The following is a 22,932-nucleotide window of genomic DNA, read 5'->3' as shown; positions in this document are numbered from 1 at the left end:
ACGCTGCATGAAGAGGAGAATGAATTGTGGATCTTCAATATATGATAAGTATTCTACCGGAGTTTTTAAGGGTCATCCCGATTACCCTGCTCGTCGTAGTGGTGTCTGCGGTCTTCGGCTTTCTGCTGAGTGTCCCGGTTGCGAGTATAAGAATCAGAAAAGTGCCGGTACTCAACCTTATAACCGACTTATATATATCATTTACGAGAAGCATCCCCATTCTGCTGCAGCTGTTCCTGTTCTTTTTCGGGATTCCGGTGCTGCTCCAGCTGCTGGGATTTGATGTGACAAATATAAGTGCGGTGACGGCTGCGATCGTCTGCCTGATCATATACAATGGGGCGTACATGTCCGAAGTGATCAGACCGGCATATCTGGCAATTGAAAAAGGGCAGCATGAAGCGGCTGAGAGTCTCGGTTACACACGATTCCAAAAGCTGACTAAGATCATCATTCCGCAAATGACCCCGATTGCGCTGCCGGGTCTCGGAAATGCAATCATCCACCTGATCCACGACAGTTCACTGGTCTTCGCGATCGGTGTGGTGGATATAATGGGGCTGGCGACAATAATCAGTTCCGGTTCCTTCGGCATGCAGCAGGTTGAAGTATTCCTCACAGTAGCATTTATTTACTGGGGTATTTCATTCGCTTCCGAGCAGATCATAAGATATCTCGAAAGAAGGAAGAAGCGGGTACTTAACAGGACGGGATATGAGATGAAAGAGGAGGCTGAATACAATGTTTGATATTGTCACTGTATTTGAAAGCCTGATCGAAATCGTCAAAGTCGTTCCAAAAACATTGTTCCTGGCTTTAGTCATCCTGATCCTTTCTTTCATATTGGGAGCGATGCTCACATACATCCAAAGTCTGAATATACCGGTGGTTAAACAGATCATTGCGGTACTGCAGTCATTTCTGAGAGGGACGCCGAATGTCGTCCTTCTGTACCTGGTGTATTACTCATTGCCGCTGGTTGTTACGTCATTCCTGTCTTTATTCGGCGTGGGATTTGATCCGGCATCGCTGAATTCCGCAGCTGTAGTCATCGTGACTTTCAGCATCTGTTATTCAGTGTTCCAATCGGAGATCATAAGAGGAGCCCTGCATTCATTGGATAAGGACCAGATAGAGGCTGCCCAATCATTGGGGTACAGTACAAGCCAGACGCTGAGGAAAGTGATCATACCGCAGGTCATGACAGAGGCGCTGCCTGATACGATGAATGCCTTCCTGATCATCATCAAAGCCTTGTCGCTCGCATTCCTGGTTACGGTAGTCGATATCTTTGCTCAGGCAAGATTGGTCGGTGCACAGACATTCAGTTATCTGGAAGCATTCGTAGCGGCTGCACTGGTATACTGGGTGATCTGTGTGGCGCTGACTTATGTGGTCAATAAATTGGAGAACAGAATGAGAAGAGGTTATGTGTAGAGATATCCTCAAGAAACCTGGAGCCTGGCTTCAGGTTTTTTATTTATACGGTGCTTTTCGGCGGCAGTCAGGAGGCATTCTTTTTTGAACTGGATGATCCAGCATAGTACTATGTTAAAGTTCGATCAGGGCTTTGAAAATCTGGAGATAATTAGAATAGGGGAAAATGAAATGACAGGACAAATGAAACGCTTTGAAGGTAAAGTAGCAATCGTAACTGGTGGACGTTCAGGCATCGGCAAAGCAATCGCCCAACGGTTTCAAGATGAGGGGGGCGGATGTAATCACCGTACAGCGGAGGAAGAATGAGGACTTTGAATGCATAACTGCAGATTTTTCGAACACTGAGGAACCGGAAAGCATTATTGCAGAAGTCATTGAGAGCAAGGGACGACTCGATGTACTGGTGAATAATGCAGGCATGATGATGGAAGCTCCGGTTGAAGAAATGAGCATAGAAGATTGGCAGAGTAATCTAAATGTGAATCTCACAGCACCTTTTCTGATGATCCGAGCAGCACTGCCTTATTTGCGAAAAACAACGGGGAACATTATCAATACAGGCCCGGTTGAAGGAATAGCAGCCAATCCCCATCATGCAGCATACTGCGCTACTAAAGCAGGGATCCATGGCTTGACCCGGTCGGTGGCTGTAGATCATGGACGCGAAGGCATCCGGTGTAATGCGGTGGCACCCGGCTGGATTGATACAGAGCTGAATCAGGATTTCATAGACAATTCATCTGATCCGGATTTGTTCCGACGCGATATTGGACGTATCCATCCGGTGGGGCGTACAGGGACGCCTGAAGAGGTGGCGGCACTTGTTGCATTCCTCGCAGCCGAAGAATCAGGGTTCATTACTGGTCAGCTCTATACAGTGGACGGCGGCAGGACGACGCAGCTGAGTCTGCCTTAGATATGTCGCTTGCAAGAAGCTGGATTATAAAGAGATGCAGAGATTTTTAGGAAACCGGAGGAATGGCACAAAGAACAAATTCCAGGTGTAAATAATCATCTACCTATCCTCGCTGCTCGGGTATATAATTTAAATGCTGAACAGCGAGGGAGGGTGAAACGGATGGAGCATTTAAAATATCAGAAAGACAGGCAGGCCCTGCAGGAATTTCTCATGGATATTGAGATTCTCGATAAACTGGAAGAACATGAGTCCGGATTCAATGCATTCGAAGTCCTGGGAATCATACATAAGGAGATTCGTCACAGCAATGTATTAGGCTGGCTGCTTAATCCGGCGGAATATCACAATTTCGACGACAGGTTCATCAAGAAAGTCATCCATCATTGTGTGAAACATGACAGCCGGGAAGAACCGGCAATCAGTTACAAGCCGCTGGAGATCCTGCTCCAGGATTTCAATGACATGATTATCAGGAGAGAATGGGCGAATATCGATATTTTGGGAATTTCCAAGTCCAATAAATTTGTACTAGTCATAGAAAACAAAATATGGAGCAAAGAATCGAGCCACCAGCTGAATAAATACCGAAGAATCATTGAGAGTGAATTTCCTGATTATACGAAGCTCTACATATATCTGACACCGGAAGGTGACGATGCAAGTGATACTGATAACTGGCTGAGTTTGAGCTATGAGAAAATAATGGAGTTTTTGGAGTCGATTCTGAAGATAAGAAGACAAGCTATGAGTAAAGAAAGCCTGATATTCATTGAACAATATTTAAGTATACTAAGGAGAAACATTGTGGGAGATAAGGAACTGGAAAAAATCTGCGTGGATATCTATTCTAAGCACAAGCGGGCGCTGGATCTGATATTCGAATATAAACCTGATATCTACAAAAGTATCCATGATAAACTGCTTGAAATCATTGACGGTCATCCGGATTTGATTGCGGATCATAGCAATAAACAATACGTGAGATTCACAACAAAAAATTTGGATGAACATATCGCAAAGACATCTGAGGGATGGACGGAATCTGGCCGCATACTGTTATTCGAAGTCGCTAACTTTAAGGATAAGCTGTTCCTTAAATTGGTCATCGGACCGGGAGATAGCGAACACCGGGAAAGGTTGCATAAAACAGCCCTGAGACATCCTTCGACGTTCAAAAGGTTGAGTAAAAGACTTTCCCCTCAGTATTGTTCAATGTTCCTGACTGATATTTACAAGCATGATGAAGGCAGAGAAAATGATCCGGTGCAGATGATGCAGGAAATAGAATCAAAGTTAAAAAGCTTCATGGACAATAGACTGGAAGAAATCGAGAAAGTGTTTATTGAGAATGACCTTGATATATATTCATAGAACCAGAGGTCTCCTCCCGGAGTATTGGCGGGAGGGATTTTTTGATTTTAAAATTTTCACTTTGATATGTTCCCAATTGAGATTTTATATTTCCCGGCGGATAATATTGACGTGATTGTAATTCTTTTGTCCGGCTCCGAAATCGATTTTCCGTAAAATATCTCCAAAAATTTTATCAATCCCGCTTTATCAAAACATCCCCAATTGTTTCATAAGATCGATACCATCAGAAGAAACCCAGTAATCTTTGATTTTTCCGTCCTCGATATAGAAAATATCCGTGCCTGATAATAAGATTTCTGTACCGGCATTTGCGTTTGCACTATCTATTTTTCCGTTATATTTCGCTATAAATGTCCATCTGACTGAAACATACTTGTCATCCTCGATAACTCCGACTGCCAAAGTCATTTCTACATCGTCAAAATAATATTTCCTTGTAATGAAAAATGTAACCATTATAGAGAGTGAGACAAAATTAAAAAGCGTGTCTTGCATAAACCGCAAAGCACGCTTTTCGTGTTTTAAATTCATCCCCAGATCTTAATTTGAGAGGAGCCTTGCTTTAAAGCGTTAAAAGGTCCGATGTGGGATTTATCTGATCTCTTCTTGTTCTGTATGTCATGATCTATAACTAATTTTTGACCATCTGGCTGTGTGAAGTCCTGATCTACAAGCCGAACTTTTTCCAAATTCTCAGTTCCATAAACTTTTCCTGATATCTCGTCAAAGCCTTCAGGCATTTTAATGTGGAGCAGTACTTCATTTCCATCTTCGACAATAGTAAGTTCAGGATCAAAGTCTCCATTTTCATAATTATCCTGTTCTCTATCAAAAGATGAGGCGCCGTTTAAATAGGCATTATTATTTATGAAAACAGGCTGGTTAATTTTATGGAATGCCTGATGATCCCCTTCTTCCTGAGACGCTGCTTCAATATATTCATCCAGTGATGCCGGATATCCATCATAGTGATCAGTCCCAACCTGGGATAATTTTTTGTCACCGATGAATATATTGTTATAAAAACGGTCATCTCCTCCGTAAACCGGAGCAAAGCCTGAGACAAACGTACTGTGGGCAAAATGATATGGAGTTGCTCTGTCCAACATCTTTCTGTGGACCATTTCCCCTCTTATCAAATTGTTTACATAAGCTCCGCCCTGGGCATGGTTATCCAGTGCATAGTCGGCAGTTAAAATATTGTTATCGACAAGGTATGGACCACTGCTGACTTCTACAAATAAGTCGCGGGAATTATTATAGAATACATTTCTGCTTACTCTGGTCCCCTGAGTCTGCCAGTCCAGCCATACACCCAGTGAGCAATCATGAATGCAATTATCATATATTTGCGTATCGATGGCTGCATGGAGTTTTATGCCCGCAATTTCATAACCGTAAAATTCACGTTTAATGCCTATATTATAGATTCGGTTATTGGATATTTCACTGAATATACAGCCCAGGTGACCAACAATGCCGTTCTGGCCGCAATCATATATAGTATTATTCCTGATGATATGTGACCCGATATTTTCTTTTGTCCAACCGGAATGTAAAGCTTGGAACACCGACTCCAACTGATATTGATATCCTGGTTTATCCTTTCTCTTGCTGCTGAAATTATCGCCGGTCGATATCTCTTTGCCAATACTGATGGCACTGCACTTGGCATCATGGACGATATTGTCTTCAATGATCCATCCCTTGCTCCAATGTGCTCCGATTAAACCCGGTTGATCAGCTGTTGGAGGAGCCCATGGTGTGGCGGCATGACAGAGTTCGAAACCTTTTACTGATATATAATTCATGTTTGTTTTTTCAGGATAGAAAACATGTTTCCTGACGTTTATTTCTACCAATTCCTCATTTGGATTGTAGTCATGGAAATTGGCATATATCGTGGTTGTTTCATCATCCACCTCGGCAAACCATAAGTACTTTGTCTGTTCCTGGTTCTTAACAGGTACAATTGTTTCAGTCCAATTGTCCAGGACTTCTTTTAGTATCTCGGGATTGAACAACTTTTCATACGCGTCTGTTTCATAGAATGACATGCCATTCAAGTATACTTCGCCAAGATGCTTCCCATCATTCACTTCAACCCAGTCTCCAAAAATCTCTTCAATGTAAGGGTTATAATCTCCAAAAAACTCATTCGGTATTTCAACTTTCCATATACCATCTTCCACCAACTTCCAGTCTTTGATCTGCTCGGAACCTTTGATGACTACTTTTTCTCCTTCTGCAGCCTGGAAAGTAATTCTTCTGAAATCACTTAAACCGGTATTTTGTGGATTGACCCATTCCCTGTACTCACCTTCGTATACAATGACTTTATCTCCTGCCACTGCTAACGACGCGGCTTTATTGATTGTTAGAAACGGGTTTTGTTTTGATCCTTCTGCGGAATCGGATCCTGATTTTGCTACATGATATTCAAATGACATTTTTTAGTTCCTCCTTCAGGATATTTAAATTTACATCAGACTTTTGGTTCTGTTTTCGCCCACTTTCCCAATATGAATTTCTTCTTTGACAGCAGGTATGAATTTTTCATAGTTCAGTGTAAAAGTGATAATCATAAGAATTATTACTATCAGGAAAGGAAAGTAGATCTGCATTGCCTTCATCGCAATAATTGCGCTTTCGGGCTGTATATTCGCTCCGGCAATATAGCCACCCATGGATAGAGCCCATCCTACAATCGCAACCTGCAGACCCGAACCGATTTTCATCCCTGCACTGGTTAAACTGAATACGGATCCCTGTACCGGCACACCGGATTTCCAGTAAATTAAATCTCCGACGTCTGCTACTATGGCACTCAATGCCGCAGTAAAAGGGACGAGACCAACCGCATTTATAATCAGACCAATAGTCAGGAGTGTAAGGTTTTCGGAAAAGACGGCCATCATCACATAAGAAATCAGTGAAATGACCAATCCAGCGATAATACTATTCCTGATGCCCCACTTTTCTACAATTTTCGGCGCAAACATTAATCCAATGACGGCAGGCAGTGTTGTTGCCAAGCTTAATATAGCCATGATATCGGCATTATCGAAAATGTAAGTGGCATAATAGATTCTCATCGCATTATCCGTCTGCCTCAAATACCAGAGAAGGTATAATGTGATTGTAATTATGAAATATTTGTTTGTCAGGAGAACCTTCATTATGAGAAAAAATGGAACTCTTTTCTTTGTACCTTTACTATCAGTTCTGTTGGCGACATTTCTCTCTTTAACAAACCATCCAGCGATCATTAAAGGAATGGCGCATAATAATGCATAGATGATTGTCGTTGCTGTCCAGCCTTGCTGACCGCCACCAAATGCACTCACGATAAATGTAGTGAAAGTAGTGATGGACAGTACGGCGAGTTGTGCAAAAATGAATCGGATACTGCCTAAAGAAACGCGGTCTTTCTTACTATTTGTTATAAATGAAGTCAAAGATGAATAGGCAACATTGTTCGCGGTATAAAAAACAGTTGAAATCAGAAAATATACTATTGAAATATAGATGATTTTCTCGGTTTGGCCTAAAGTTCCCGGTACATTGAATAGCATGAAGGTTAATAAACCAAGGACTGGAGCCGTCCAGAAAACCCATGGCCGCGCTTTACCCATTTTCGTATTTGTATTATCGACCACGGTTCCCATGAATAAATCGGTAAAACCATCAGTAATACGGGATATCAGAATGATCGTACCTATAATTCCGGCAGAGATACCTACGATGTCAGTCATGTAAATAATAAGGAACGAAGCGATGAAGGTCCAGCTATAGTTCGCTCCAAAATCCCCAATTCCAAACGCAAGCTTTTCATTCATCTTCAGTTTGGGTGTTTCACCCTGAGATATACTTTTCCCCTTGTGGTCATCAAGCGGATTGTTTTTTGCCCTTTCTAAATATTCAACAGTCACTATTCCCACCCCCTGTGATAGGCTTGTGATATATTTTAGTTAGTTAATTTATATAAACTAACCAACTTGATGGCTATTCTAGCACTTATGATTATATTTGTAAACGCTTTCTAAAAAAGAATGTTATTATTGAAAGAAAATTCAGTCATTAACTTCTGGAAAGTAATAGGATGGCTGATATGAAAATTAATAGTTTATATTGCATGTTATGATGGATAAAATGAAGTAATAACAAGTTAGAAGAGAAAAGGGATATAAAATGGAAAAGGGAATATTACTTGATAAAAATTCAAAATTGATTCTTCAACAGATTTTTAATAACGAGAATATCACGAGGGTCCAAATTGCCAAGAATTTGGATATGAATAAAGCAACAGTTACTAATATATTAAATGACCTGAAAAACGAACATTTTGTCAAAGAAACAGGTGCGGGGGACAGTACAAAAATTGGGGGACGTAAACCTATACTTTTAGCGATTAATGAGAATTATGGCTATACGATTTCAATAGATATTGGTTATGATTACCTGGAAGTGATGTATAATTTTTTCAATGGACAGATTATGAGATGCGATACTTTCTTGCTTAAAGAAAAAACAATGCCCGAGGTAATTAATACAATTAAAGAAAAAGTGAACTTTAACAGTAAGTTGGGAACAACAAACGGCTTGTTAGGAATTTCTCTTTCAATACATGGAATAGTTGACAATGAAAGAGATATAGTAGATAGTCCGTTTTTGGATTTGAAAAATGTGTCGATAATAGACGAGTTTGAAAAAATAACGGGTGTCCCAATTAATATTGAAAATGAAGCTAATTTATCTGCAATTTTCGAACGAGACTTCAATGAGAAAAACATAAATAATTTAATAGCTATTAGTATCCATAAGGGTATTGGTGCAGGTTTGATTATTAATGGGAAATTATACCGGGGACTGAATGGGGAAGCAGGTGAATTGGGAAGAACACTATTTCATTTTAAAGATGGAAGCATTTACAAATTACAGAAAATCGAAGAAGTTTGTTCCCAAGATGCGATAATTAATCGTCTGCAGAAGAAACTTAATAAAGAATTAGATTTAAAAGAAATTGGCAAAATGTATGAGGAAAATTGTGTAGTTGTTACTGATGAAATAGATTTGTTCATTCAAATGATCGCTTTGTTGATCCATAATGTAAATGTTCAATTTAATCCAGATACAATTTATTTAAACTCTCCCTTAATCAATGAAATTCCAGAAACTATGATCAGAATAAGAAGAGAATTGGAATCAATTTCTTCCCAGAAAATTTCAATTAAATTGTCATCTAATGTTAAACACTCGATATTATTAGGTGCATCATCATATATAACCCACAGAATTTTAGGGATGGATCATTTGAAACTAAAATTTTAACGGCTGGACGATCCTGAATAATTAATTTATTTAGATAAATATATTGAAGATAAGGAGAAAGAGGATGGGAATATCATATAAACAATTTGAAAATAAAATTATAGAGTACACTCTGAAGAATAATAACGGTATGACTGTAAAAGTTATTAACATTGGTTGCAGTATCACTGAAATACTTGTTCCTGATAAACACGGAGAGTTTCACAACGTTGTACTTAGAAATGAATATTTGGATGGCTATTTTGAGAATGGAAATTTCTTTGGAGCAGTGGTGGCCCCGATAGCCGGCAGGGTGGAAAATGCTGAATTCACTATAGGCGATGATAATTATTCTTTCAAAGCGAATCAAGGAAACCATCTGCTGCATAGCGGGAATCTGAATTTATATAATAAGATATGGAAAAGCTCTGTTGAAGAAGAAAAAGTTGTTTTCCAATATAAAATGGGAACTGAATTCCCCGGGAGACCTTTGATAAGAGTCATGTACAGCCTTAGTGATGATAATGAGTTGAAACTTGAGTATGAAGTGGATGCGGTTTCAGCAAGTGTAGTTGCTCCGACGAATCACACATATTTCAACTTAAGTAATGATCTGACTGAGGATGTCAGCAATCACGCTATAAAAGCGGATGTTAAAAGCTTCTTGAAAATGGATGAGGACTTGATTCCGATAAGTGCAGAAGAGCCTGCAGGTGTATTCGATTTAAATGAAGGCAAAGTATTCGGAGATGTTTTCAAGAGTGAGGATACTCAGATGAAAATAGCGAATGATGGTTTTGATCATTACTTTATCTTTAACAAGAACAATCGTGCAGTCGAAGTGAGTGACGAGAGAAGCGGCCGTACGTTGAAGGTCACGACTTCTTTCCCGGGAATGGTATTATATACAGGGAATAATTTAAATGAAAATACTGATTTAAAAGACAGGCAACCTCAGAAACATGCTGGTTTTTGTCTGGAGACCCAGGAGTCGCCGGCAGCTTTGAAAATACCTCTTGGTTTCGATGTAAGGATAAATGGGAACGAAATCTACAAAAGACAGACTGTATTCAGTTTTGGTGTAAATAAGTGAATTTATATGCGAAAACAAGCTGTTCAAATCATTTTGAACAGGCTTGTTTTTATGTTCATATGCTTTTTAAAGAATATCTATTCTGATACAAATACTTTCTTGTAATCACTGATACCATACCTTCAATCGTAGTATGCCGGTCACTTTTACTGAATACGATTTTCGATCCTTGCATCTCTTCATCGACATTTAAATAGTCTATTAAATATTTCAGCTTGTTGCCAATGACGATATAATCGGGATTCAGAGCCCTTGCCACATTTTCCAGGCCGATATTTAAATACAATGATAATTCATTGGTGGATTCAATCACTTTTTCATTATTACTTTCAAGTTCGCTTAGAACATTTTCTATACTTAAATCGATATTGATGTTTTTCTGATTCAAAGAATCATAAAGTGCCTGCTCGGATGCATACATTTCCCAGCATCCTTTCCTGCCGCAATGGCATTGCCGGCCATTCTCGACGATGGTATTGTGCCCGAATTCCCCGGCTGTTCCCATTCTCCCCTTATATAAGTTGCCTGAAATGATTATACCGGTACCAATACCGATTCCCGCACTGACATAGACCAGGTTTTGATTTTCAGGATTGGCGATATGATTCAATTCTCCCAGAGCGCCTGCATTGGCCTCATTGAACACCCTGATGGGCAAGTGATGAAACGTACTGCCGAGAGTTTCAGACAAGTCCAGGTCTTTCCAGCCCAGGTTTGGTGCATGGATGATGACCCCATCACTATCCACAGTTCCTGGTACTGCGATTGTCACTTCTATAATCCGTTCTGCATTGATTCTCAATTCATCAAGGGCCGCATTGAAAGTGTCCTCCAAATATTGTGAAACCACATTATAATCTGTATTCTCAATTTCTATGCGGGTGGAGTAGGGCACTTCAAGCTGCATGTTCATCACGGTGAAGTCTATATCCCTGACTCCGATATTTATTCCTACAACGTATTTTGCGTTTGGATTGAACCTCAGTAATTTGGGTTTTCTTCCCCCGCTGGATATTCCATAGCCAAGATCTTCAACGAGATTGTCATTGAGCAATTCATCTGTGATTTTCGACACAGTGGCCTTGTTCAAACCTGTCTGTTTGGCCAAATCTGCTCTTGATATGGTGTCGATGGAAGTGATCAGTTTCAATATTTTATTCGTATTGAATTGTTTTATAGACTGTTGGTTGATAACACTTTTAGTCATAATGTTTTCTCCCGCTTAACTTTTAATTAAATTTATCACAGTATATCACAGAAAATATGTTTATTGTTGACAGCGTTTTCAAAAAGAGTTATTCTTTGTTTACCCAATAAACAAAGTTAATTCAGGAGGAATAAAAATGACATATTTCAATCAAGAACAGATAAAGTATGAAGGACCGTATTCAAGCAATCCTTTAAGTTTCAAGTATTTTAATCCGGAAGAAGTCATCAACGGGAAGACGATGGCTGAACATCTGAAGTTCAGTGTGGCATATTGGCATACGTTCACTGAAGATTTATCCGACCCATTCGGTGTTGGCACTGCGAAAAGGAACTGGGATCATCTGGACGGTATGGACAGGGCGAAGGCAAGAGTTGAAGCGATCTTTGAACTGCTGGAAATTCTCAATGTGGAATATTTCTGTTTCCACGATGTGGATATTGCGCCTGAAGGAAAAGATTTAAAAGAATCGAATGAAAATCTGGATGAAATCGTTGCACTGATCAAACAGAAGATGGATGAGACAGGCAAGAAACTGCTTTGGAACACAGCGAACAATTTCTCGCACGAGCGTTTCGTGCATGGGGCAGCCTCTTCTTCAAACGCTGAAGTATTTGCATATGCCGCTGCGAAAGTTAAAAAGCAGCTGGATATCGCAAACGAACTAAATGCGAGCAGCTATGTGTTCTGGGGCGGACGTGAAGGCTATGAAAGCCTGCTGAATACTGATATGAAACTGGAACTGGATAATCTGGCGAGATTCTTCAAAATGGCCAAAGATTATGCAAATGAAATCGGATTCGAGGGTCAGTTCCTGATCGAACCGAAACCGAAAGAACCGACTTCCCATCAATATGACTTTGATGTTGCGAGCGGACATGCATTCCTGCAGAAGTATGGTCTGGAGAATGATTTCAAATTCAATATTGAAGCGAACCACGCAACGTTGGCCGGACATTCCTTCCAGCATGAACTCAGATACGCACGGGACAACAACATGCTGGGTTCTGTGGATGCGAACCAGGGCCATCCTTTACTTGGATGGGATACGGATGAATTTCCGACGGATGTATACGAAACGACAATGGCAATGTATGAAATATTGAAAAATGACGGACTTGGTAAGGGAGGCCTGAACTTTGATGCGAAACCAAGACGGACTTCCTTCGAGCAGGAAGATCTGATCCTGACACACATCGCCGGAATGGATGCTTTCGCATTGGGGCTCCGTGTTGCAAATAAGATGATTGAAGATGAATTCTTTGAAGCCCTTGTTTCTGAAAAATATAAGACGTATGCAGAAGGTATCGGCAAAAAAATCGTAGACGGTACAACCAATTTTAAAGAATTGGAAGAATACGCATTGGATAATAGTGAAGTCGAGAATAGATCTGACCATCTCGAACTGGTTAAATCACAAATCAACCAATATATTCTTACTGTCAACAGGGGTGTCTAGTATTGAAATATGTAATCGGAATTGACCTGGGTACAAGTGGATTAAAAAGTATTGTGGTCAATGAAAACGGTGAAGTGGTTAAAGAAGATCACGTTAAATATGAAACCTTCCATATTAAAACCGGATACAGTGAAATGCATCCGGAAAAATGGTATGAAGCGACCGTTCAAAGTCTGAAGACACTTTTATCCGGTGAATATGGAAAAGATATCACCGGTGTCAGCTTTTCCGGACAGATGCATGGGCTGGTCCTGACTGACAAAGCGGGCGAAGTGATCCGGCCGGCGATTCTCTGGAATGATACGAGAACGTCCGAAGAATGTAAGGAGATCATAAAAGAGGTCGGGCAGGAAACACTTCTAAAACAAGTTCAGAACACAGTCCTGGAAGGGTTCACACTGTCAAAATTAATGTGGGTCAAAAAGAATGAGCCCGATAACTTCGAAAAAATTCATAAATTCATGCTCCCGAAAGACTACGTCATCTATAAGCTGACCGGCAATGTCCATACTGAGCCGTCGGATGCAGCCGGTACGGCGATGTTCGATGTGAAAGCGGGAGAATGGTCCACCCCACTTCTAAATCAGCTCGGTATGAATAAAGAAATCTGTCCGGAAGTGATTCCGTCTCATGGAAAAGCCGGTTTTATTTCAAAAGAGATATTCGGACCGGAAATTGCAGACCATGAGATTGCGGTATACCAGGGCGGAGCGGATAATGCGTGTGGCGCTCTAGGGGCCGGTATTACGGATTCATCAAAGCAGCTTGTAAGTATCGGAACTTCCGGAGTCGTCCTGTCATCCGAAGAACAGGATGATTATAAAAATGATGGATCCGTCCATTATTTCAATCACTGTGTCCCCAATCAAAATTACGTGATGGGCGTCACTCTATCCGCCGGATACAGTTTGGAATGGCTGAAAAAATTACTGAATGATGACCAAGACTTCAGTGATTTCATGGAAGAGGCGAAGTCTTCTCCGCCGGGCGCCAATGGATTACTTTATACGCCATTCCTGCTTGGTGAAAGAACACCGTATAACGATGCGGATTTAAGGGGCAGTTTTATAGGGCTTGATGCGAATACCAATACTGCTGATATGAAGCGGGCGGTCATCGAAGGCATCAGTTTTTCACTGAATGAGAGCATCGAAATCATGCGGAAAAATGGAAAAGGCATCAGCCGGGTAGTCTCCATCGGCGGCGGAGCGAAAAACAGGCAGTGGCTGCAGATTCAGGCGGATGTATTTGATGCGGAAGTGATTACAAGAACCGAAGAACAGGGGCCCGCATACGGGGCAGCGATGATTGCGGCCATGGGTGAGAAATGGTTCGACGATTTCTCCGAAGTTTCCGAAGCGTGGATTGAATACGGAGAGACATTCAAACCGATAAGCGGAAATGCAGAAAGATACAATAGATTATTTGGATTGTATAAAAAGGTTTATGAGAATACACAGGAGCTTACGAACGAGTTATTGGAATTTAAATAGGACACTGGGGGTGTCATGTGATGGCACAGCATTACAATATAAAATTCATTATCACAATGACGTTAATCGCAACACTGGGTGGATTGCTTTTCGGGTATGACACGGCTGTCATATCCGGAGCTGAACAATCCCTGCAGAAATATATCACAGCGGATTACAACTCTTTCATACACGGGGTGACTGTATCGAGTGCATTGATCGGCTGTGTAATCGGGGGGCTGCTGTCAGGTAAGCTTGCAGGTGCGCTTGGAAGGAAAAAATCCTTGCAGCTGGCTGCAGTGTTACTGGCCATTTCAGCTCTGCTTTCGGCATATCCGGAAGTCCTGTTTTTTGATGTGGGAGAATCCGGTTTAGGTTTACTTATAATGTTCAACATATATCGCATAGTCGGCGGTATCGGCGTCGGTCTGGCATCAGCGGTGACGCCAATGTTCATAAGTGAGATGGCGCCATCCGGCATACGGGGCAGAATGGTTTCATGGAACCAATTTGCAATCATATTCGGTATGCTTGTGGTTTATTTCGTCAATTATGGAATCGCTTTCGGAGAGTCGGCGGCATGGATTGAAAATATGGGCTGGCGCTATATGTTTGCAACAGAAGCAGTGCCTTCTATCATATTCTTCCTATTGCTGTTCACGGTACCGGAAACGCCAAGATACCTGGCACTTAATAATAAAGACGAAAAAGCATTATCGGTGCTTAATAAAATCTATCATTCTGTCGATCATTCCAAAAAAGTTTTGGCGGATATCGTTGCAACCCGCGAGAATGATGGTGCAAAGAAAAAGGCGCCATTATTCGCATTCGGCAAGACTGTCGTCATTGTCGGCATAATGATATCCTTTTTCCAGCAATTCATCGGCATCAACGTGGCCCTTTATTATGCGCCGAGGATATTTGCAGATCTTGGAGCAGGCACAGATGCGTCAATGGTGCAGACGGTTGTCATGGGTCTGGTAAACGTAATATTTACATTGATTGCGATCGTCTATGTAGATAAATTCGGAAGGAAGCCATTACTCATCATCGGTTCGATTGGCATGGCTATCGGGATGACAGGAGTGAGCATGCTGGCAGGATTCAATATAATCGGCATATCCACACTCGTATTTATCGTCATCTATACCGCGTCATTCATGATGAGCTGGGGGCCGATCGCCTGGGTGATATTATCAGAAATATTCCCGAACAGGATCAGAGGCGGCGCAATGGCGATCGCAGTTGCAGTACAGTGGCTGGCAAACTTCACAATCACATCATTCTATCCATTCATGATGGAAATCAGCAGTTCCATGACATATGGGTTCTATGCATTGATGTGTGTGCTATCCGGAATCTTCGTTTGGAAATTCGTTCCTGAAACAAAAGGGAAGACACTTGAGGAACTGGAAGAGATCTGGGTTAAAGAGGATGTTTCAGATAAAAAACACGATGTTTCATTAACGGCGGAAAGCAAAATGAGCTGATTATGGGACTGATGAAAAAGCAATAACGAAACAGGAACTGAGCGATATACCGGGTTGTAACTTGGCCGGGACAGTCGCCTGGTTCCTGTTTTATTTTCCACTTTCTTTCCTATATCCAGGATGCTTCTGCGTTTTCATCCGGATGTACAGGGTAGCTGTAAACCAACATGATTAAAGAAAGGGGTTTTATTATGATCAAAGCGCTGGTATTTGATGCATACGGTACTTTATACGACGTCCATTCAGTAAAGGAAGCATGTGAATCGATTTTCCCGGAGAAGGGGGAAGCAATCAGCATGACATGGCGGAAGAAACAGCTGGAATACTGTTTCCAAAGACAGATGATGGGGCGCTACAGACCCTTTGATGAAGTGACAAAGGATGCCCTGCATTATGCCTGCAAGTCGGAAGGAGCCAATTCCACAAAAGAAAGCGAAGATGCACTGATGGATGCCTATCTGAAGCTCGGACTGTTCGATGAGGTGGAAGCTGTGCTCCGGAAACTCTCGAATAAAAAGCGTGTCGTGTTTTCAAATGGCTCCAAGAATATGATAGAACCGCTTGTCAGCGGTTCGAAGATAAACAATCATATAAATATGGTCGTCAGTGCAGATGAAATCAAGCAGTATAAACCGTCTGCCGCAGCCTATGCCCATGCATTGAACAGACTGCGGGTAGAACGTGAAGAGGTCCTCTTCATGTCATCGAATACATGGGATATCATGGGCGCAGCAAGCTTCGGGTTCCATACGGCGTGGATCAACAGGAACGGTGTGCAGCCGGAGACGTTGGATATCCAGCCGGAGCGAGCATATACCGACCTGAACGGCATACTCGAATGGGTGTGAGGCGTCTTTTATTTCAGCTCCAGAACTTTCAAATCTCTCGGGAAGGATGTCAGTAATTCCACTTTTCCATTTTCATCTATATGGACTTCTTCTTCAATGCGTACACCGCCGTATCCGGGAATATAGATTCCGGGTTCGATGGTGAACACCATGCCTTTTTGTGCAATTGCTTCATTTTCCATATGGATGGACGGCGCCTCATGGACCTCCATGCCCAGACCGTGGCCGATGCGATTGTTGAAGTACTGCCCGTAACCATGGTCTTCGATGACTTTGCGTGCGGCGATATCGAAGTTTTTCAATGGGGCGCCGGCTTCGACAGCATCCACGCCAGCCCGGGTCGATGCTTTGACTATATCGTAGATTTCCTTCTGCTTCTCTGAAGCCCGGCCGATGATGAATGTGCGTGTAATATCCGAGCAGTACCGTTCCTTCGTGATGACACCGAAATCGATGAGCAGGAAGTCCTCTTCCCGGAGCACCTTGTCTCCGGGTATGCCGTGGGGCAGTGCGGATTTTGCGCCTGAGAGCACCATCGTGGAAAATGAGGGGCCGAGGGCACCATGTTTCTTCATCAGATACTCGAGTTCTGCAACCAGGCCGCTCTCCGTCATGCCTTGGTGAATTCCGGCAGTGCCTTCTTCGAGGACTTGTTCAATGATATTCACGGCATCCTTCAGCTGATCGATCTCATCAGATGTTTTGATGATGCGTTGCTGGTCGATGAGCGGGCGTACATCTTCATATTGGGTGGTGGGCATTATACGTCGCAGGTTATGGTAGCGCGCGACGCTGAGGTGGTCCATTTCTATTCCCATCATTCCAATACCTTGAGGCAGATTGTCATTGAGGATGTCGAAAGGGTCATCCTCATCGGATATAGGATGGATCGTCCCGACATGGGCGGACGCCTTTGCCGCCGTTTCATCCAACGCGGGAATGAAAAGAAGAGTGTTGTGATCTTTAACGTCCAGTACCAGCGCCATGAAACGCTCGTGCGGCTCGGCGTAGAAGCCGGTAAGGTAATAGATGTTCGTCGGATCGACAATCAGTGCCGTGTCGATACTGGATGTTGTGAGCTGGGTGCGAAGTGTCTGCATTCTCTGTTCATAGATCTGTGTCATGATATACCTCCTGTACTTATATATATCCATAGTATATTACATGCATGAAAATTCAATGCCGGAAGAAGCGCGAATCTACATTGGGCGGCCAGATAACAGTTCCTGGGCCATTGTAGATGAATTTGAAATGCAGTAAAAAACAGCACCGTTCCGTTACTTTCCGGGATGGTGCTGTTTGATGTTGTGAGACACTTGATTAAGAAAGATGGAATCAGGATTTATAATTTTCCTCCTCTTCTTCCTGCTCCCTCAATTTTTCTATCCTTTCATGGCGCTGCTGTTGGCGGTAGCCGTAGGTACTGTTGAGCACGACTTCTTTGTCCTCGAAGTAAGAACCGAGTGCACCAATGATTGTGGAGATGCTCGCGCCTATCCAGGACGTATACAGGTAGGTCATTAGACCGACAGATTCGGAAGTGAAACTCTCGATCTGGGCAGGTGGCTGGAGGAAGAGTGTCCAGATCAAGAACATAGTGAACAGGATGACATAATACATGATGACACTCAGAAGCAATGTGAAAAACGTGGTCGCATTATACAGATTCCTGATAAATCTGGTACTCTGCTCACTTTTCTTCTCCCATAGTCCATGACCGAAAATAATCCACAGGGTAAGGGCAAGAATTGAAAAGACGGTCATCAGAACCGCCCGTCCGATACTGTATGTTGTATTAAGCTGCCATAATGTTCCGAATACAAAGGCATAGGCGCCTGTTGTGAATGCGATGACGAGGATCTTCCCGAAAGCGGCAAACATCTCCCATGGCCGGTTGGCATAGACCATGCCGGAGACGACGCGCATGAGCCCGGTAATGCGTGACTTCAAGGTGAAGCGCACAACGATATCAGGATCGCTCTCTCCAGGTGTCTCCCGCTTCATCGGAGAGACAATCTCCATCATTCTTTTACCGACGAGTGTCGTGGATTTTTTATTCTTCAGATCATCATATCGGTTGTCCTTAGAGCGGATACGCTGTTGCGCTTCCTCCCGGTCTGCATCCGAACTGCCAAAATGAATTTCATTCATCAGCTGCAGAATGGCTTCCCGTACCCTTTTGTGCATCGGCACGGCACCGAAGCCCGGAAAACTGATGAGAGCGACATCCCTGTCTTTGAACACTTCGGCGACAATTGGCTTTTCTTCCTCGAAGAGCGGCAGGTCTGTCAGGGCGATCGCATAATCCCATCCTGCGTTATCTTTTCTTTTGAGTGCAGATTCCAACACTTCCTTGGAATTGTTCGTCCCGCCGGCCAGGGCATCTTCATAAAGTTCCACATCCCATTCATACTCTTCACTGATGTAATAGCTGAGAAGATCCGGCAGTTCCTCCGCCAGATCATCGCCAAGCCGTTTCGCGAGACCCGGTGCTGTAATGAGTGCCACGTTTTTCACAGCCATAAATATAGGCTCCCTTCTGTTGCTGGTTCCGGAATGATCGGGATTCAATCACTTTTTGGAAAAACCATATCAATCCGTATCTTTATTTATATGCCCCGTATCTGCAATGAGTATGCATAAGAGAAACAAATTATCAGTTTAATCGGTTTCAATTTTTTCTCCGTCATTATAGTGGATTTACTGATATCAAACAATAAACTCTTCAATAATATAGAAAGACACTAATAAGACTGATAAAATGATTCATGAAGTGACGGAGCCAGTGAGCCGCGCGATGGAGGCTCCGAAAGAAAATGTAAGGGTCATTGTGACTGAAGTGCCGAAGCTGCATCGGGGAATCGGTGGTGTAAGCGCTGAAAATTCAGGGAAATAGTATTTATCATATGGATAGGCGATTTTTGTTAGAAATGGTCTGGGACAAGAGTTCCAGGCGGTTTTTTTGTTATTTTTGAAAGCGATTTAGTATATATCATCTAAAAAAAAGAGAATTTTCATATAATTAGTAGGTATCAAAGTTGTCCGTGGCTGAATATACTATAGCCATAACCTATCAAAACATTCCAAGTTATTTGATAGCGCTTACAGATGAGAAGTGGAATTGTAAGTTATGAAAGAAACTAATGTACTTCAGAAACCTTTAGAACGTGAGGAACTGATACGCAGAGCAAAGGAACTGGGAGAACTCGCAGAAAAACACTCATTGGAATCCGATGAAAACGGACAGTTGAGTGACATCGTCATAGAAAAGATGAAAGAGGGCGGCTTTCAGTACTTGATGCGTCCCAAATCATACGGCGGCCAGGAAGTGGATTTTGAAACATTCGGGGAAATCATCCGCACTGTAGCGTACCATAGTGTCCCTGCTGCCTGGATCACATATTTCGCGATTATCCATGAAACATGGCCGGCATTCCTGCCTAAAAAAGGACGGGATGATCTGTATGGCCGCGGTGAGCTGATAGCCGAAGTCTTTGCCCCTGTGGGAGAAGTGGAAGATGCGGATGACGGTGAAGGCTATATCGTCAGCGGCACATGGAACTTCTGCAGCGGCGTCCTCTGGTGCGACTGGATTGCACTCGGTGCCATCCATAAGATGAGAGAGGCCGAAGAACCTGAACTGAGCCTGTTCATCGTCCATAAAGATAATGCTGAAATCATCAAGAACTGGGATACGCTCGGACTCAGAGGGACAGGCAGTAATGCAGTCAAGCTGGATAAGGCCTATGTACCGCCGCATTATGTATTCCCGATCAAAAGAGTGGTTGAAGGCGCAACGGCACCGGACGGCAATTATGAAGAGGAGTACACCATCTTCAACGTCCCTTACCTTGCATACTTCCTGTCAGGCTTTTCACAGATTGCGCTCGGCGGCCTGAAACGCCTCGTCGATGACTATACTAAAAAAACGAAGAGCCGTGTAAGAATCTACAACAACAAGAAGAATGAGAAAGACGGCAGCAGCGGCCAGCGTACACTCGGGGAAATCACGATGGAATACAACGCTTTGAACAACGTCGGTGAAAAGTGCCTGGAGAAGATGCAGTACTACCGCGACAACGGCATCAGAGTGCTTGAAGAAGAAGAGCGTGAAGAGCTGTTCGCCATGCGTGGATATGTGTCGAAACATTCCGCCCAGCTTGCGACCCGCATCATCGTCAATCTCGGCGGGAATGCCATATACAGGGACGGTCACTCCGAGAGATTCGTCCGCGATCTGATCGCAGTGGCGGCGCACCCGACGCATCTCTATGAAGATGCAATGGTCGGATACGGCAAGGCGCGCCTTGGCTTCGACGGCCACCCGATGGGGTAGGCATAATTGATTCAGCGATAATCAAGCAAATATAAAATAAATCATATAAACAATTGGGGGAAAAAGAAATGAAAAGAGAAGAACCATTATTTGATGTCGGCCAGCTTGCACACCTCGAGATCTACAGCCCGAAACTTGAGGAATCCGTTGAATTCTTCACAGAAATCCTTGGAATGTCCGAAATTGAACGCAAAGGCAAATCCGTATACATGCGCGCTTATGAAGACCATTATCATAATACATTGAAGTCTTTTGAAATACTCCCGGCAAAGCAGGACAGAAAATACTGTTTTCTAGTCTCTGCTTTGCCGGGAGTGTTCTATTTAAAACATAAGATACACGTAAACATGTATTCAGGCATGGAATCGAAAGGATTGAAACGGATGGAAGAAACCGCCGGAGATATTCTGGCAGAAATTTTAAAGACGGACGCAATCGGCGGCTGGGAAGACTGGATGTCGGTATGGTACAGGAATCGGCGAAAGAGAAATAGAGGAATTTAAAATAATGAATAGAGCGCAAAGAACCCCCTGAAATCCCAGCTTGGACATCAGGAGGTTCCTCTATGTTAATAGTTCTTCAGGTACTCATCAATTTCCCATTGAGAGATTTGAGAGCTGTACATGTTCCATTCGACACTTTTGTTCTTATAGAACTGTTTGTAGATGTGCTCACCCAGCGCTTCCTGGATGACGTCATCTTCCTTCAGTGCTTTCAGCGCCGTATACAATGTAGTCGGCAGGTCTTCCACATTTTCGATTTCTCTTTCTTTCTTGCTCATTTTAAAAATGTTCTGGTTTACCGGCGTGTCCAGTTCAATCTCCTGTTTGATACCATCGAGTCCGGCTTTTAAGACTGCTGCTGTCGCAAGGTACGGATTGGCCGACGGGTCGAGGGACCGCACTTCAGCGCGCGTTGCCGCGCCTCTGGCGGAAGGGATTCTGAGCAGTGGGGTACGGTTTCTGCCGCTCCATGCGATATATTTCGGTGCTTCGAATCCGGACTGCAGCCTTTTATAAGAATTGACGAGCGGGTTGCATACAGCAGTGAATCCTCTGGCATGCTCCAGAATGCCGGCCATGAAATGCCGCATATCGCCGCTCAGACCGAATTCGTCATTTTCATCATAAAAGACATTGCCGCCTTCTTTGAACAGAGAGACGTTAAAGTGCATGCCGTTGCCTGCGATGCCGTAAAGCGGCTTCGGCATGAATGTTGCATGCAGATTGTGTTTTCTGGCGATTGTTTTGGCGACCAGCTTAAATGTCTGGATATTGTCGCATGCCGTGACGGCATCGGCGTATTTGAAGCTGATTTCGTGCTGGCTCGGTCCCGCCTCATGGTGTGACATTTCCACTTCGAATCCAATCTCTTCAAGTGTTCTTGCGATTTCCCTGCGGGCATCTTCACTGGAATCGATCGGTGCCAGATCGAAGTAGCCGCCTTCGTCGTTCATTTCAGTCGTCGGGTTGCCTTCTTTATCCAGTTTGAACAGGAAGAATTCAGGTTCAGGCCCTAAATTAAATGAAGTATAGTCCATTTCTTCCATTTCTTTGATGACTCTTTTCAAGTTCGATCTCGGGTCTCCGTCAAATGGTTCTCCATTAATATCATAGACATCACAGATTAATCTTGCAGATTTTGCATTATCATCTGACCAAGGGAAAATTCTCCATGTGTTGAAATCAGGTTTAAGGAACATATCAGATTCTTCCACCCGGACAAATCCTTCGATGGAGGACCCGTCGAACATCATTTCCCCGTCCAGCGCTTTGCCCAGTTGAGTGGTTGGGATTTCTACATTTTTAATCGTTCCCAGAATATCCGTAAACTGTAATCTGACATACCTCACATTCTCTGCTTCAGCAATTCTGATAATGTCTTCCCTTGTATACTCATCCATATCTATACACGCCCCTATATTATTAAAGGTATTGTGACGCTTTGAAAATATCAAAACGCACAAATACTTATATACCCATTA

At 42.9% G+C, this 22,932-nt stretch carries 21 protein-coding genes; 14 read left to right on the top strand and 7 right to left on the bottom strand.

Translation table 11 applies throughout. The features are described from left to right. Positions 1-26: 26 nt before the first annotated feature. The 5 genes from ACKRAT_RS13075 to ACKRAT_RS13055 all read left to right on the top strand — a co-directional run bounded on the left by ACKRAT_RS13075 (position 27) and on the right by ACKRAT_RS13055 (position 3,730). On the top strand, positions 27-749 hold the full coding sequence (locus ACKRAT_RS13075; RefSeq protein WP_411842817.1) for an amino acid ABC transporter permease: 723 nt from the start codon (positions 27-29) through the stop codon (positions 747-749). Further along, positions 742-1,437, top strand: coding sequence for an amino acid ABC transporter permease (locus ACKRAT_RS13070; protein ID WP_411842816.1), 696 nt, complete (start codon positions 742-744; stop codon positions 1,435-1,437). Before ACKRAT_RS13075 ends, ACKRAT_RS13070 begins: the two co-directional genes overlap by 8 nt. An 84-nt stretch (positions 1,438-1,521) precedes the next feature. Next, the gene (locus tag ACKRAT_RS13065; protein WP_238983759.1) at positions 1,522-1,746 is read left to right on the top strand and encodes a hypothetical protein; all 225 of its coding nucleotides are present in this window, start codon (positions 1,522-1,524) and stop codon (positions 1,744-1,746) included. After that, complete coding sequence (locus ACKRAT_RS13060) at positions 1,703-2,356, top strand: SDR family NAD(P)-dependent oxidoreductase (protein WP_411842815.1); 654 nt, start codon at positions 1,703-1,705, stop codon at positions 2,354-2,356. Before ACKRAT_RS13065 ends, ACKRAT_RS13060 begins: the two co-directional genes overlap by 44 nt. A gap of 162 nt (positions 2,357-2,518) precedes the next feature. Continuing rightward, the gene (locus ACKRAT_RS13055) at positions 2,519-3,730 is read left to right on the top strand and encodes a PD-(D/E)XK nuclease family protein (RefSeq protein ID WP_411842814.1); all 1,212 of its coding nucleotides are present in this window, start codon (positions 2,519-2,521) and stop codon (positions 3,728-3,730) included. Positions 3,731-3,919: 189 nt separating this feature from the next. Here the strand turns inward: ACKRAT_RS13055 and ACKRAT_RS13050 are convergent, their stop codons facing one another. Genes ACKRAT_RS13050 through ACKRAT_RS13040 form a run of 3 tightly spaced genes read right to left on the bottom strand, consistent with a single transcriptional unit; the run spans position 3,920 to position 7,665 of the window. Then, positions 3,920-4,228: an ester cyclase gene (locus ACKRAT_RS13050; protein ID WP_411842813.1), complete on the bottom strand. Its 309-nt coding sequence runs from the start codon at positions 4,226-4,228 to the stop codon at positions 3,920-3,922. A 32-nt stretch (positions 4,229-4,260) separates the two neighbouring features. Beyond that, positions 4,261-6,183, bottom strand: a complete 1,923-nt coding sequence (locus tag ACKRAT_RS13045) for a DUF1565 domain-containing protein (RefSeq protein WP_411842812.1) — start codon at positions 6,181-6,183, stop codon at positions 4,261-4,263. A gap of 30 nt (positions 6,184-6,213) precedes the next feature. Further along, positions 6,214-7,665 carry an MFS transporter gene (locus ACKRAT_RS13040; protein WP_411842811.1) on the bottom strand — a complete coding sequence of 484 codons (1,452 nt, stop codon included), beginning with the start codon at positions 7,663-7,665 and terminating at the stop codon, positions 6,214-6,216. A gap of 259 nt (positions 7,666-7,924) precedes the next feature. Here ACKRAT_RS13040 and ACKRAT_RS13035 point away from each other — a divergent pair, with 259 nt between their 5' ends. Together ACKRAT_RS13035 and ACKRAT_RS13030 are read left to right on the top strand one after the other, a co-directional pair. Then, positions 7,925-9,064 (top strand): ROK family protein, encoded by a 1,140-nt coding sequence (locus ACKRAT_RS13035; protein WP_411842810.1) that lies wholly within the window; start codon positions 7,925-7,927, stop codon positions 9,062-9,064. A 64-nt stretch (positions 9,065-9,128) separates the two neighbouring features. Beyond that, positions 9,129-10,136 carry an aldose epimerase family protein gene (locus tag ACKRAT_RS13030; RefSeq protein ID WP_411842809.1) on the top strand — a complete coding sequence of 336 codons (1,008 nt, stop codon included), beginning with the start codon at positions 9,129-9,131 and terminating at the stop codon, positions 10,134-10,136. Positions 10,137-10,191: 55 nt separating this feature from the next. On the opposite strand, the gene ACKRAT_RS13025 is transcribed toward ACKRAT_RS13030, so the two are convergent. Continuing rightward, on the bottom strand, positions 10,192-11,343 hold the full coding sequence (locus ACKRAT_RS13025; RefSeq protein WP_411842808.1) for an ROK family protein: 1,152 nt from the start codon (positions 11,341-11,343) through the stop codon (positions 10,192-10,194). A 136-nt stretch (positions 11,344-11,479) separates the two neighbouring features. Here ACKRAT_RS13025 and xylA point away from each other — a divergent pair, with 136 nt between their 5' ends. The 4 genes from xylA (at position 11,480) to ACKRAT_RS13005 (ending at position 16,612) form a co-directional block, all read left to right on the top strand. Then, positions 11,480-12,802, top strand: coding sequence for a xylose isomerase (gene xylA, locus ACKRAT_RS13020; RefSeq protein ID WP_411842807.1), 1,323 nt, complete (start codon positions 11,480-11,482; stop codon positions 12,800-12,802). Between the two features lie 2 nt (positions 12,803-12,804). Beyond that, positions 12,805-14,295 (top strand): xylulokinase, encoded by a 1,491-nt coding sequence (gene xylB, locus ACKRAT_RS13015; protein ID WP_411842806.1) that lies wholly within the window; start codon positions 12,805-12,807, stop codon positions 14,293-14,295. Between the two features lie 20 nt (positions 14,296-14,315). Continuing rightward, positions 14,316-15,764: a D-xylose transporter XylE gene (gene xylE / locus ACKRAT_RS13010; protein ID WP_411844464.1), complete on the top strand. Its 1,449-nt coding sequence runs from the start codon at positions 14,316-14,318 to the stop codon at positions 15,762-15,764. A 191-nt stretch (positions 15,765-15,955) separates the two neighbouring features. Further along, positions 15,956-16,612, top strand: coding sequence for a haloacid dehalogenase type II (locus tag ACKRAT_RS13005; RefSeq protein WP_411842805.1), 657 nt, complete (start codon positions 15,956-15,958; stop codon positions 16,610-16,612). Between the two features lie 8 nt (positions 16,613-16,620). On the opposite strand, the gene ACKRAT_RS13000 is transcribed toward ACKRAT_RS13005, so the two are convergent. Continuing rightward, positions 16,621-17,736 (bottom strand): M24 family metallopeptidase, encoded by a 1,116-nt coding sequence (locus tag ACKRAT_RS13000; RefSeq protein WP_411842804.1) that lies wholly within the window; start codon positions 17,734-17,736, stop codon positions 16,621-16,623. 211 nt (positions 17,737-17,947) lie between these two features. Continuing rightward, entirely contained in the window at positions 17,948-19,135 is a 1,188-nt protein-coding gene (locus ACKRAT_RS12995; RefSeq protein ID WP_411842803.1) for a hypothetical protein, read from the bottom strand. 238 nt (positions 19,136-19,373) lie between these two features. On the opposite strand from ACKRAT_RS12995, the gene ACKRAT_RS12990 reads away from it, so the two are divergent. From ACKRAT_RS12990 to ACKRAT_RS12980, 3 genes are all read left to right on the top strand, one after another. Further along, positions 19,374-19,508, top strand: a complete 135-nt coding sequence (locus ACKRAT_RS12990; RefSeq protein ID WP_411842802.1) for a tautomerase family protein — start codon at positions 19,374-19,376, stop codon at positions 19,506-19,508. A 234-nt stretch (positions 19,509-19,742) separates the two neighbouring features. Further along, positions 19,743-20,948 carry an acyl-CoA dehydrogenase gene (locus ACKRAT_RS12985; RefSeq protein ID WP_411842801.1) on the top strand — a complete coding sequence of 402 codons (1,206 nt, stop codon included), beginning with the start codon at positions 19,743-19,745 and terminating at the stop codon, positions 20,946-20,948. A 68-nt stretch (positions 20,949-21,016) separates the two neighbouring features. Further along, on the top strand, positions 21,017-21,451 hold the full coding sequence (locus ACKRAT_RS12980; RefSeq protein ID WP_411842800.1) for a VOC family protein: 435 nt from the start codon (positions 21,017-21,019) through the stop codon (positions 21,449-21,451). 65 nt (positions 21,452-21,516) lie between these two features. Here ACKRAT_RS12980 and glnA read toward each other — a convergent pair whose 3' ends face one another. Continuing rightward, positions 21,517-22,851 (bottom strand): type I glutamate--ammonia ligase, encoded by a 1,335-nt coding sequence (gene glnA / locus ACKRAT_RS12975; RefSeq protein WP_411842799.1) that lies wholly within the window; start codon positions 22,849-22,851, stop codon positions 21,517-21,519. Positions 22,852-22,932 lie beyond the last annotated feature (81 nt).

Origin of the sequence: Salinicoccus sp. HZC-1, assembly GCF_046736035.1 — a bacterium.
Taxonomy (GTDB): domain Bacteria; phylum Bacillota; class Bacilli; order Staphylococcales; family Salinicoccaceae; genus Salinicoccus.
Note: the sequence above shows the minus strand (reverse complement) of the source record. Positions and strands in the feature narration are given on the sequence as shown.

Coding starts and splice junctions, on each gene's coding strand:
- ACKRAT_RS12980 (WP_411842800.1), top strand. CDS start 21,017: ATGAAAAGAGAAGAACCATTATTTGATGTCGGCCAGCTTGCACACCTC.
- xylA (WP_411842807.1), top strand. CDS start 11,480: ATGACATATTTCAATCAAGAACAGATAAAGTATGAAGGACCGTATTCA.
- ACKRAT_RS12995 (WP_411842803.1), bottom strand. CDS start 19,135: ATGGCTGTGAAAAACGTGGCACTCATTACAGCACCGGGTCTCGCGAAA.
- xylE (WP_411844464.1), top strand. CDS start 14,316: ATGGCACAGCATTACAATATAAAATTCATTATCACAATGACGTTAATC.
- glnA (WP_411842799.1), bottom strand. CDS start 22,851: ATGGATGAGTATACAAGGGAAGACATTATCAGAATTGCTGAAGCAGAG.
- ACKRAT_RS13050 (WP_411842813.1), bottom strand. CDS start 4,228: ATGCAAGACACGCTTTTTAATTTTGTCTCACTCTCTATAATGGTTACA.
- ACKRAT_RS13005 (WP_411842805.1), top strand. CDS start 15,956: ATGATCAAAGCGCTGGTATTTGATGCATACGGTACTTTATACGACGTC.
- ACKRAT_RS13070 (WP_411842816.1), top strand. CDS start 742: ATGTTTGATATTGTCACTGTATTTGAAAGCCTGATCGAAATCGTCAAA.
- ACKRAT_RS12985 (WP_411842801.1), top strand. CDS start 19,743: ATGAAAGAAACTAATGTACTTCAGAAACCTTTAGAACGTGAGGAACTG.
- ACKRAT_RS12990 (WP_411842802.1), top strand. CDS start 19,374: ATGATTCATGAAGTGACGGAGCCAGTGAGCCGCGCGATGGAGGCTCCG.
- ACKRAT_RS13055 (WP_411842814.1), top strand. CDS start 2,519: ATGGAGCATTTAAAATATCAGAAAGACAGGCAGGCCCTGCAGGAATTT.
- ACKRAT_RS13035 (WP_411842810.1), top strand. CDS start 7,925: ATGGAAAAGGGAATATTACTTGATAAAAATTCAAAATTGATTCTTCAA.
- ACKRAT_RS13030 (WP_411842809.1), top strand. CDS start 9,129: ATGGGAATATCATATAAACAATTTGAAAATAAAATTATAGAGTACACT.
- ACKRAT_RS13025 (WP_411842808.1), bottom strand. CDS start 11,343: ATGACTAAAAGTGTTATCAACCAACAGTCTATAAAACAATTCAATACG.
- ACKRAT_RS13045 (WP_411842812.1), bottom strand. CDS start 6,183: ATGTCATTTGAATATCATGTAGCAAAATCAGGATCCGATTCCGCAGAA.
- ACKRAT_RS13060 (WP_411842815.1), top strand. CDS start 1,703: ATGAGGGGGGCGGATGTAATCACCGTACAGCGGAGGAAGAATGAGGAC.
- ACKRAT_RS13000 (WP_411842804.1), bottom strand. CDS start 17,736: ATGACACAGATCTATGAACAGAGAATGCAGACACTTCGCACCCAGCTC.